This window comes from Myxococcus sp. AB056, assembly GCF_006547365.1.
Classification (GTDB): domain Bacteria; phylum Myxococcota; class Myxococcia; order Myxococcales; family Myxococcaceae; genus Myxococcus; species Myxococcus virescens.
In genome coordinates, this window is the sequence record NZ_VHLB01000161.1 from 1 (window position 1) to 10082 (window position 10082).

Sequence of the window (10082 nt, forward strand, 5' to 3'; positions counted from 1 at the left end):
CCTCCCCCTCCGCAGCACGACGGAGACGACCCGCCCCCTGGGCGCGCGCCCCGCCGCGGGCACGGCTCCACAGCGCGTGCTGTTGGTGGATGACAGCCGCTCCATCCGCACGCTGCTGAAGATCTACCTCATGGCTCGCAACTTCGAGTTCCTCGAAGCGGAGTCCGCCGAGGAAGGCCTCAAGGTGTCGGAAGCGGAGCCAGTGGACCTGGTCCTCACGGACTTCCACATGGATGGGATGAACGGCGCGGACTTCGCCGCGCAGATTCGCGCCAGCGCGAACCCGCGTCTGGCCAAGGTGCCCATCCTGATGATGACGGGCGACCCGAACGTGGCGGAGGTGCGCGCGCTGGGTCAGAAGGCCGGCATCAGCGCCTTCGTCCGCAAGCCGGTGAGCTGCGCGCAGCTCATGACGCTGGTGGACACCATCCTCCCGCTGCCGCGCAAGTAGCGCGCCGCGCCCCTCTGGGCGCCGCTTCACTCACGCCGGGTTCCGGGCCGCCGCAGCGGCGCGGGCCCGGCGTTTTCGCAGGGCTTCACCCACGCGAACGGCCATCAGGAGCGCCAGCACCGCGCCGTAGATGAGCGGCTCGGTGACGTCCTTCTTCACGCGCCACACGAAGTGCACCACGCCCAGCGCCGCGGCCCCGTAGGCCAGCCGGTGCAGGCGCTGCCAGCGCGGAAAGCCCAGCCGCCGCACCCACCGGTTCGTCGACGTCACGGCCAGGGGCACCAGCAGCACCAGCGCGGCGAAGCCCACGGTGATGAAGGGGCGCTCGGTGACGTCCGCCCACAGCGCGCCCCACGCCAGCCCCTGGTCCAGCACCGCGTACACGAGGAAGTGTGCCACCGCGTAGGTGAAGGCCAGGAGGCCCAGCGTGCGGCGCACGCGCGCGGGCCACGTCCACCCCGCCACCAGCCGCAGCGGCGTGCACGTCAGCGAGGCCACCAGCAGCACCAGCGCCAGCAGCCCCGTCTGGTGGAGCGCGGCTTCAATCGCGTTGGGCCCCAGCTCACCCCGGGGCCCCTGGACGGCGAGCATCAGCAGCGGCGACAGGCCCCCCACGACGAGCGCGGGGTTGAGCCAGGGATACGGAGACGAGGCCATGGCGCGGGGACTCAGTAGAACCGGCGCAGGTCCATGCCGGTGTAGAGGTGGGCCACCTGCTCCGCGTAGCCGTTGAAGGGCAGCGTGGGGCGGCGCTCGAAGTCACCGATGCGGCGCTCGCTGGCCTGGCTCCAGCGCGGATGAGGCACGGAAGGATTCACGTTGGCGTAGAAGCCATACTCGCGCGGCGCGGACAGGCGCCACGTCGTCATGGGCTCCTCCCGCGTGAGGCGGATGCGGACAATGGACTTGATGCCCTTGAAGCCATACTTCCAAGGAACCACGAGCCGCAGCGGCGCGCCGTTCTGGTTGGGCAACTGCCGGCCGTAGAGCCCCGTGGCCAGCAGCGTGAGCGGGTTCATCGCCTCGTCCAGGCGCAGTCCTTCCGTGTACGGCCAATCCAACAGGGCGCGGCGCTGGCCCGGCATCTGCTCCGGGTCCAGCAGCGTGGTGAAGGCGACGTACTTCGCGTGGCTGGTGGGCTCCACGCGCTGGAGCAGCGCCGCCAGCGGGAAGCCCAGCCACGGAATCACCATGGACCAGGCCTCCACGCAGCGCATGCGGTAGACGCGCTCCTCCAGGGAGAACCAGGACGTGAGCTGCTCCACGTCCACCGTCCGCGGCTTGTGCACCTCGCCGTCGATGACGACGCTCCACGGCTTCGGCTTCAGCGTGTGCGCGAAGCGGGCCGGGTCGTTCTTGTCGAAGCCGAACTCGTAGAAGTTGTTGTAGGTGGTGACGTCCTCGTAGGGCGTGCGCGGCTCGTCCGTGTCGAAGGGGCCCATCGCCTGCGCCACCGGTTGCTCCACCAGCCCCGCGTCCGGGACGAAGCGGTCCATGGGGCGCGTCTGCTTGCGGCCCAGCAGGTGCAGCCCTCCGGCGACGGCGACGGCCGTGCCCGCGAAGAGGCCCGCGTTCTTCAGCAGCTCGCGCCGGCGCAGGTACGTCTTCTCGGGGGTGACTTCGGAGCTGGGCGGCTCAGCGGGCGGCTTGTCGCGCATGGCCCCTGTATAACGGCCCAGGCCGCCCGCGCGTTACCGGGCAGTGCCTTCCTGTCCCGGGAGCGTCCCGGCGCTCTGCGTCAGCGCGGCCTCACGGGCACGGGCGTCCTTCAGGCGCCACAGCCGCCACCAGGGTGTGCCCGGGGACTCGTGGTGCTCCCAGTGGTAGCCGAAGAAGAAGCACGACAGCAGGGCCCACAGGTGGTTGCGCGGCAGCGTGCGCGCGTGGTGCGGGGCCATGTCCGGCGTCTCCGGGCGCCGGTGCGGCAGGTAGGTGCCGAAGTAGAAGAGCTGCAACGTGCCCAGCACCGAGGGCAGCACCCAATAGCCGAGGATGTGTGGCTGGGAGACGCCCAGGAAGAGCAGCACGTTGAACTTGGCCGCCATCACCCCCAGCTGGGGCAGCGTGGTGTAGCGGGCCATGAAGGTGCCCAGCCACGGCCAGAAGGACTGGCTGTGGGTGGAAAAGTCCGGGTCCGCCTCGCTCGTGGGTCGGGCATGGTGGGCACGGTGGTTCACCACCAGGCGACGGTAGGACAGCCCCGCGAAGAGGAAGCAGGCGACCGTGCCCACGGCCTCGTTCACCCAGCGCCGGCCGGACACCGTGCCGTGCATGGCGTCGTGGCCGGTGATGAAGAGGCCCGTACACAGCCAGGCCTGGAGAGCGACGTGCAGCCAGGTGAGTGGCTCCACCCACGGCAGCTCCGCCCGTGTCAGCGCCCAGGCAAGGTGCCCACCCCACGCGCCCATGATGACGAGCGCGATGACGACGCCCCAGGGACCGGGCGGCGCTGGACGGAGTTGGCGGGCGGAAGTCTCCATCTCTCCTGCTTTCTGGCCATCGCCGGCCCGCCGCGCATGGGAAATGCCCAGGCGGCGGGGCGGGGCAATGGGCCGGTGGCTACTTCTTCACGTCGCGTACCAGCTCCTCCGCGGTGACGTAGCGCGGCTCGATGTCCACCGGCACGTCCTTGAGGCGCTCCAGCACGCGCCGCACGGGCGGGCGCACCACGCCGTGCTTCGCCAGCAGCGCCTCGGCGGCCTTCCGGTCGCCTCGGCCCTGAATCTCCATGAGCTGCTTCGTCAGCGAGATGACGGCCTGCTTCATCTTCGCTGGCACCACGGAGAAGGTGCCGTCCGCGTTCACCTTCACCGCGCCGGTGTCCAGGAAGGAGTTGAGCTGCACGGCGATGCCCTTGCCGTGCGCCTCGTCCACGCCGAAGCGGATGGAGCGGAAGGCGGAGGCCAGGAACGTCGTGTACATGGTGCGCTCCAGCGACTTGTCGATGACGCCGGTGTCCACCAGGCGCTGGAGCGCCCACAGGCCGGAGATGTCCGCCTTCGCCTCTTCGATGGCGCTGGAGGCCGACTGGAGTTCCTTACGCACGGTGGTGGCCTTGCCACCCACGGTGATGTTGCTGGGCCCCAGGCCGTGCATCAGCTCGTGCATCAGGATGTGCGTGAAGAAGGCATCGAAGGAGACGTCCTTCTGGTCCGCCGGGGTGAGGGCCACCTTGGCGATGGGCAGCAGCACGCGCTCGAACTTGGCCTCCTGCACGTTCTTCAGCATCACGCGCTTGGAGCCCATCTTCTCCGACACCCGCTCGTCGTTGGGCAGGTTGAAGGCGGCCGTCTGCACGCCCCGGTTGCCGTCACCGGAGGAGAACAGGCTGTTGATGACGCGGATGGGCGCCAGCGCGCCCAGCTTCGGGTTGCGCAGCTTCGGGTCGATGGGGAGGTTGTTCTCCAGCCCCTGGAGCTGCCCGCTGAACTTCGCCAGCTTCTGCGTCTCCGCGTCGTCGCGCACGCCCACGAAGGCCTCGAAGGCGGCCTTGTAGTTGAACCACTCGTCCTCGTAGACCTCGTAGGGCCCGATGGTGGGCTCGATGCTGGCGTCCAGCTCCATCCACGCCACCTCGCTGGCGTAGTAGTCGTTGGACAGGAACGCATCCGCGCGCGAGGTGAGGAACGCCTTCAGCGTGGGCTGCTGGGTGAGCGCGGCGGCCTCACGCAGCAACGCGGCGGCCTGGGCCAGCTCGCCCTGGTACTCCACGCTGTAAGGCACCGAGATGAAGCGGCCATCCGTGCCGCGGCGGATGGTGGTGTAGAAGCCGGTGGCCTCCTTCTGCTGCGCCTCGGGCAGCGACTTCACCCACGCCTCCACCTCCGCCTGGGTGGCGCCCGCCGGATAGAAGTTCGCGGACGCGGGCTTGGCCGGCACACCCGGAATGAAGGGCCGCGCCTCGTCGAGGCTGTTCCAGGGGCCCTTGTCCAACAGGAACGCCTGCAGCCGCGCGCGGCCCAGCGGCGTCGTGTCGTGGACCAGGTCCAGCAGCAGCGATTCGTTGCCCGCCCACCGCTGACGCAGAAAGAGCGCGTCCATCAGCTTCGAGGCCTGGACGATGCGGGCCAGGGCGCGGCGCTCGGACTCCGGCAGCGCCTTCAGGTCCACCCGGAGCTCCACCGGGGCGAAGCGCGCCGTCAGGCGCTGGAGCTCCGCGGCATCCGGGAAACGGGCAGGGGGCGTCTTCTCCGCGGCGGTGGCGGCGCCCGACAGCATCGCCGCGCCGAGCAGGGACAGGAGGGTACGGTTCATGTCCCCTTCCCTACTCCAACCCGGGCCTGCCCTCCCAGCGGTCCTCACATCTGAAAACCCAACGTCCCACATTTCCCCCTCATTCGCGCGCACCCGGAAGGGGCCACCCGCACACCCGTCCCTGTGCGGGCGGGCGGGCGGACGGTCCGGACTCGACAAGCGGATTTCCATGGTTAAGGGAAAGCGACGCTGGCGCCCCACCGGGCGCCCCGGAGGCCCCTGTCACCATGACCGTCGAAAACGCCCCCCAGCGGGAGACCCACGCATTCCAGGCGGAAATCAATCAGCTCCTCAGCCTGGTCATCAATTCGCTCTACAGCCACAAGGAGATTTTTCTCCGCGAGCTGGTGTCCAACGCTTCCGACGCGCTCGACAAGCTCCGGTTCCGCGCGATTACGGAGCCGGAGCTGCTGGCGGACGAGCCGGCCCTGGAGCTGCGCCTCATCCCGGACGAGGCGAAGGGCACCCTCACCATCGAGGACACCGGCATCGGCATGTCGCATGACGAGCTGGTGAAGAACCTGGGCACCATCGCCCACTCCGGCTCGCGCGAGTTCATCGAGACGCTGGCGCAGAAGGGCCAGCAGAAGGACATGCAGCTCATCGGCCAGTTCGGCGTGGGCTTCTACAGCGCCTATCTGGTCGCGGACCGCGTGGAGGTGGTCAGCCGCGCCGCCGGCCAGGGCCAGTCCGCCTGGCGGTGGACGTCGGAAGCCAAGGGCTCCTTCACGGTGGAGCCCGCCGAGCGCGCCGCGCGCGGCACCTCCATCATCCTGCACCTGAAGGAGGACCAGAAGGAGTTCCTGGGCGAGTGGCGGCTGCGGTCGCTCATCACGCAGTACTCCGACTACGTGGGCCACCCCATCAAGCTCCAGGTGAGCAAGACGACGGGGACCGGCGACGAGGCGAAGACGGAGACGTCACTGGAGGTGGTCAACAAGGCCAGCGCCCTGTGGCAGCGCTCCAAGTCCGAAATCACGGACGAGCAGTACCAGGAGTTCTACAAGCACCTGACGCACGACTGGGAAGCGCCGCTGGCGTGGACGCACTTCAAGGCGGACGGCAACACCCAGTTCACCGGCCTGCTCTTCGTGCCCAAGCAGCCTCCGTTCGACTTGGACGCGCAGCAGCAGCGCGGGGTGCGGCTGTTCGTCAAGCGCGTGTTCATCATGGACCGCTGCGAGGAGCTGGTGCCGCAGTGGCTGCGCTTCGTGCGCGGCGTCATCGATTCGGATGACCTGCCGCTGAACGTGTCGCGCGAGCTGCTCCAGGACTCGCAGGTGGTGCGCGCCATCCGCAAGCACGTGGTGAAGAAGTCCGTGGACCTGCTGGAGAAGCTGGCCAAGGACAAGCCGGACGACTACCTCACCTTCTGGAAGGCCTTCGGCACGGTGCTGAAGGAAGGCCTGGCCACGGAGGCCGAGCAGAAGGACAAGCTGGGCGGCCTGCTGCGCTACGAGAGCTCGCGCGAGGAGGGCCTGACGTCCCTGGCGGACTACGTGGGCCGCATGAAGGAAGGCCAGGAGGCCATCTACTACGTCTACGGCGAGTCCCGGAAGGCGGTGGCGGACAGCCCCCACCTGGAGGCGCTGAAGCAGCGCGGCTTCGAGGTCCTCTACATGACGGACCCGGTGGACGAGTGGGCCGCGCAGGGCCTGCGCGAGTTCCAGGGCAAGCCGCTGGTGTCCGCGCTCCAGGCGGACCTGAAGCTCCAGTCCACGGACGAGCAGAAGAAGGAGCAGGAGCAGCACGCCGAAGGCCTGAAGACGCTCACCACGAAGATGAAGGACGTGCTCCAGGAGTCGGTGCGCGAGGTGCGTGTGACGGACCGCCTGACGGACTCGCCCGTGTGCCTCGTCGTGCCGGAGGGCGGCTCGCCGGCCTACCTGGAGCGCCTGCTCCAGCAGCGCGGCCGGGGCGCGGGCATGCCGCGCATGAAGCGCATCCTGGAAGTGAATCCGAAGCACCCCGTCATCGAGCACCTGAAGGCCGTGCATGACCGCGACCCGGCCGCAACCCAGGTGGCGGAGTGGATTGAGCTGCTCCACGACCAGGCGCTGCTCACCGAGGGCAGCACCATCGCCGACCCCAACCGCTTCGCCCGCCGCATGACGGGGCTGTTGACGCAGGTGGCGGCCCTGGCGGCGGCGCCCGCTCCAGCGCAGGCTTCCGCCTCGGCGACGGCGAGCTGAGACGCCGTCACCCACGCCCCCTCTCGCTTCGAGAGGGGGCGTCCGAAGCCCGGGCGGGCGCCTGGTGCGCCCGGCTGCTTCAGGGAGGCCCCGGGCCCGGGGAATGCCCGACCCGGGGCGGGGGTATCGGCTTCCCCGGGGCGCGTCGGCTATCGTCCCTCGGAATATCGAGGGGAGTCCGACGACATGAAGCGAGTGGTTCTGGGGTTGTTCGCAGCCGTGGTCCTCCAGGCGTGCGCAGCGCACGAAAAGACGGGAGACCGCGCCGCGGCCGTAGGGGATTGGAAGGCCGCGTATGCGTCCTACCGGCAAGCGCTGGCCAGCGAGCCGGACAGCCCCGAAATCAAGCTCAAGTTCGACGCGGCCCGCACCAAGGCGCTCCAGGATGCGCAGCAGCGGGCGCAGACGTGCGCGCAGGTGAATGACTGGGGCTGTGCGCTCGCCGAGTCCGACTTCGCCCTGTCCGTGGAGCCGGGCAACGCGGAGATTGCGTCGTTCCGCGCGAACGCGGCGCAGCAGGTGGCGATGGGCCAGTTGGACACGGCCGTCCAGCAGGCGCAGCAGGGACAGTACGCGGAGGCCGCCTCGCTGATGGACCGGGCGCTGCAGCTCTCCCCGGTGCCCGAGGTCAAGACGCGCGCGGAGGACGTGCGGCGCATCATCACCACCCAGGGGCGTGCCCAGGCAGACCGGTACCTGCACGAGGGCAACTTCATCGCGGCCCACGAGCTGGCGCAGTTGGTGCTGCGGCTGGACGCCTCCGCCTCGGCGTGGGCGCAGAACATCGCCGCGGAGTATGAGCACTTCATCACCGAGGAGGTCGAGCGGCTGTCGCGCGAGGGCGACGCCGCGCGGGCGCAGCGTGACTGGGGGCGCGCGCAGCAGAGCTACGGCGCCGCGCTGAGCCTGCGGCAGGGTGGCCGGGCCGCGCCGCTGGAGGCGTACGTGCGCCACATGGCCCTCGCCGACCAGCGCATCGCGGGCCGCGACTGGAACGGGGCGGCGGATGCCTACCATGTGGCGCTGCGCACGGGTCAGGACGACGGATATGCCAACCACCAGTTGGAGCGGGTGCAGCTGCGGCCCTACCGCGTCGTGCTGCGCTCGGTGCTGGTGACGCCGGGCCGGCCGGATGGCCGGGCCTGGGTCGGCGCGTCGAACGACATCTTCACGCGGCTGGCCAACCGGGTGACCCAGATGGCCCGGCAGCGTGGCATGACGGACCTGGTGAAGGACCTGGCCATGAGCATTCCGCACGAGAATCGCCCGAGGCTGCGCATCGAGGTCCACCATCCGGACGGAATGCACCTGACGACGCAGGGGCGTGACGGCATCTACACGGCGTATGACGCGGAGTTCGTCGCTGTCGCCAATGCCTTCGACGACCGGCGGGTCGGCTTCCAGGTGTACATGGACGGGCCGAACGGGAGCGAGCTGCTCGGCTCGGTGGACGTGCCCATGCGCGAGCTGGTGGAGCACCGCGAGGTGTCGCTGGAGGGCCGCTCGGTCATCGCGCTGATGCTGAGCACCGGCGGTGATGGCCGTCAGCCGGGCCCTTACGCCGGCATGGCGCACGTGCTGCCGCCGCCTCCGCCCGGCACGCCGCCGCCGGGCCGCGGCCACGCCGCCACGCCGATTCCCTGACGTCCCAATGGGCCGGGAGCACGGCTTCCGGCCTCCAGACACGGTGTCACCACGCCCGGAGCATCGTTCCGGGCGTGGGCAACGAGCAGCTGCACACCCGCGCCCCGAACGCCCCTTAGCGCGGCAGGCGGAGCCGGAACGTAGAGCCCGTGCCAACGACGCTCTCCACCTCGATGTCCCCCCCGTGCGCCCGGGCAATCCGGCGGGACACGGAGAGCCCCAGCCCCACGCCGGGGATGTCCTTCGCCGCGGTCCGGCTGCGCTTGAACGGCTCGAAGAGGGTGCCCAGGTCGTCGGGCGGAATCCCCACGCCTTCATCCGTCACGGACACCGACACGTCGCGCTCCGAGGACTCCAGCCGCAGCGACACCACCCCGCCCTCGGGCGAGTACTTGATGGCGTTGCTCACCAGGTTGGTGAGCACCTGCGACAGCCGCGTCGAATCACACCGCCAGGGCACGGGCGAGTCCGGCACGGAGCACTCCAGCCGGTGATGCTCGCTCGACGGCCGGTGGAGCTCCACCACCTCCTCCACCAACCCGCGCAAGTCGCACTCCTCCAGCCGCAGCTCCAGGTTCCCCGCCTCGATGCGCGTCCGGTCCAGCAGATCGCCCACCATCCGCTCCAACCGGTCCACCTGGTTGGAGATGCGCACCAGCGAATCCCGTACCTTCTCCGGCGGAGGCGCCGTCTTGGCCCGCAGCAGCATCTGCGCCGACAGCTTCAGCGCGTTGAGCGGCGTGCGCAGGTCGTGCGCCACGCCCGCGAGGAACTGGAGTTGCCGCGCGTCCTGACTGGTGACGGTCTCCGCCATGTCGTTGAACTCCGCGCCAATCTCCTGGAGCTCCGGCGGCCCCGCGCGCGCCACCCGGGATTCACGCCGGCCTGACTTGAACGCACTCAACGCGCGGCGGATGGCCACCAGCGGCCGGTAGATGCTCGTCTGCGCGATGGCGAGGAACAGCACCACGCCCGTCAGCACCGACACCGCGAGCAACGTTCCAATGAGCCGCCCCGTTCGCCGCACGGCGGTCGCCTCGTCGCGAGCCGCGCGCGCCCGCGCGATGCTGGAGTCCATCACCGCCCGCGTCGCATCCACTGCCTGCGCCAACCGGCGCCGCCGGTCCGGCTCCGGCGCATTGAGATAGGCCTCGACGCTCGCGCGGGAAGCCGCCACCAGCCCGCGCTCCGCCTCCGTCTCCGTGTACATCTCGACATGGGCCAGCCGCTCTGGCACCTCGCGCACCAGCGCGTCCACGCCGACGGGCGGCCCGATGTCCGTGGGCCCGATACCTTCCACCTCGTGAGCGTACTGGAGCAGCAGCAAGGTGATTTCCAGCTCGGCCGCCGCGCGCACCCGCTCCGCCGCGTCGATGAGGCTGGTGGTCTGCCGCTGCAGCAGGGTGGTCATCCAGAAGAGTCCACCCGCGGACCCCAGCCCCAGAACCGCAAGGAGTACCGCTCCGAGGGTGAGGAAGGTCCGCAACCGCATCACGCCCTCCAGGGGAAAGCATCACCCTACCTGATGCGTGGCGCGAACG

At 69.9% G+C, this 10082-nt stretch carries 8 protein-coding genes; 3 read left to right on the forward strand and 5 right to left on the reverse strand.

Annotation, left to right across the window (positions count from 1 at the left end):
- Window positions 1-451 (forward strand): response regulator (locus tag FMP39_RS36270; protein ID WP_141594521.1); only part of this gene is annotated, 451 nt, incomplete at its 5' end.
- 30 nt (window positions 452-481) lie between these two features.
- On the opposite strand, the gene FMP39_RS36275 is transcribed toward FMP39_RS36270, so the two are convergent.
- The 4 genes from FMP39_RS36275 to FMP39_RS36290 all read right to left on the reverse strand — a co-directional run bounded on the left by FMP39_RS36275 (window position 482) and on the right by FMP39_RS36290 (window position 4705).
- The gene (locus FMP39_RS36275) at window positions 482-1108 is read right to left on the reverse strand and encodes a sulfite oxidase heme-binding subunit YedZ (protein ID WP_141594522.1); all 627 of its coding nucleotides are present in this window, start codon (window positions 1106-1108) and stop codon (window positions 482-484) included.
- Window positions 1109-1119: 11 nt separating this feature from the next.
- A complete protein-coding gene (gene msrP / locus FMP39_RS36280; protein WP_141594523.1) occupies window positions 1120-2109 on the reverse strand; it encodes a protein-methionine-sulfoxide reductase catalytic subunit MsrP in 990 nt (329 codons plus the stop codon).
- A 33-nt stretch (window positions 2110-2142) separates the two neighbouring features.
- The gene (locus FMP39_RS36285; RefSeq protein WP_141258776.1) at window positions 2143-2931 is read right to left on the reverse strand and encodes a fatty acid desaturase; all 789 of its coding nucleotides are present in this window, start codon (window positions 2929-2931) and stop codon (window positions 2143-2145) included.
- A 79-nt stretch (window positions 2932-3010) separates the two neighbouring features.
- Entirely contained in the window at window positions 3011-4705 is a 1695-nt protein-coding gene (locus FMP39_RS36290) for a hypothetical protein (protein ID WP_141594524.1), read from the reverse strand.
- A gap of 227 nt (window positions 4706-4932) precedes the next feature.
- Here FMP39_RS36290 and htpG point away from each other — a divergent pair, with 227 nt between their 5' ends.
- Both htpG and FMP39_RS36300 read left to right on the forward strand, forming a co-directional pair.
- Window positions 4933-6897 (forward strand): molecular chaperone HtpG, encoded by a 1965-nt coding sequence (gene htpG / locus FMP39_RS36295; RefSeq protein WP_141594525.1) that lies wholly within the window; start codon window positions 4933-4935, stop codon window positions 6895-6897.
- 186 nt (window positions 6898-7083) lie between these two features.
- The gene (locus FMP39_RS36300) at window positions 7084-8541 is read left to right on the forward strand and encodes a hypothetical protein (RefSeq protein WP_141594526.1); all 1458 of its coding nucleotides are present in this window, start codon (window positions 7084-7086) and stop codon (window positions 8539-8541) included.
- A 115-nt stretch (window positions 8542-8656) separates the two neighbouring features.
- On the opposite strand, the gene FMP39_RS36305 is transcribed toward FMP39_RS36300, so the two are convergent.
- Complete coding sequence (locus FMP39_RS36305; protein WP_228558632.1) at window positions 8657-9952, reverse strand: sensor histidine kinase KdpD; 1296 nt, start codon at window positions 9950-9952, stop codon at window positions 8657-8659.
- Window positions 9953-10082: the final 130 nt, after the last annotated feature.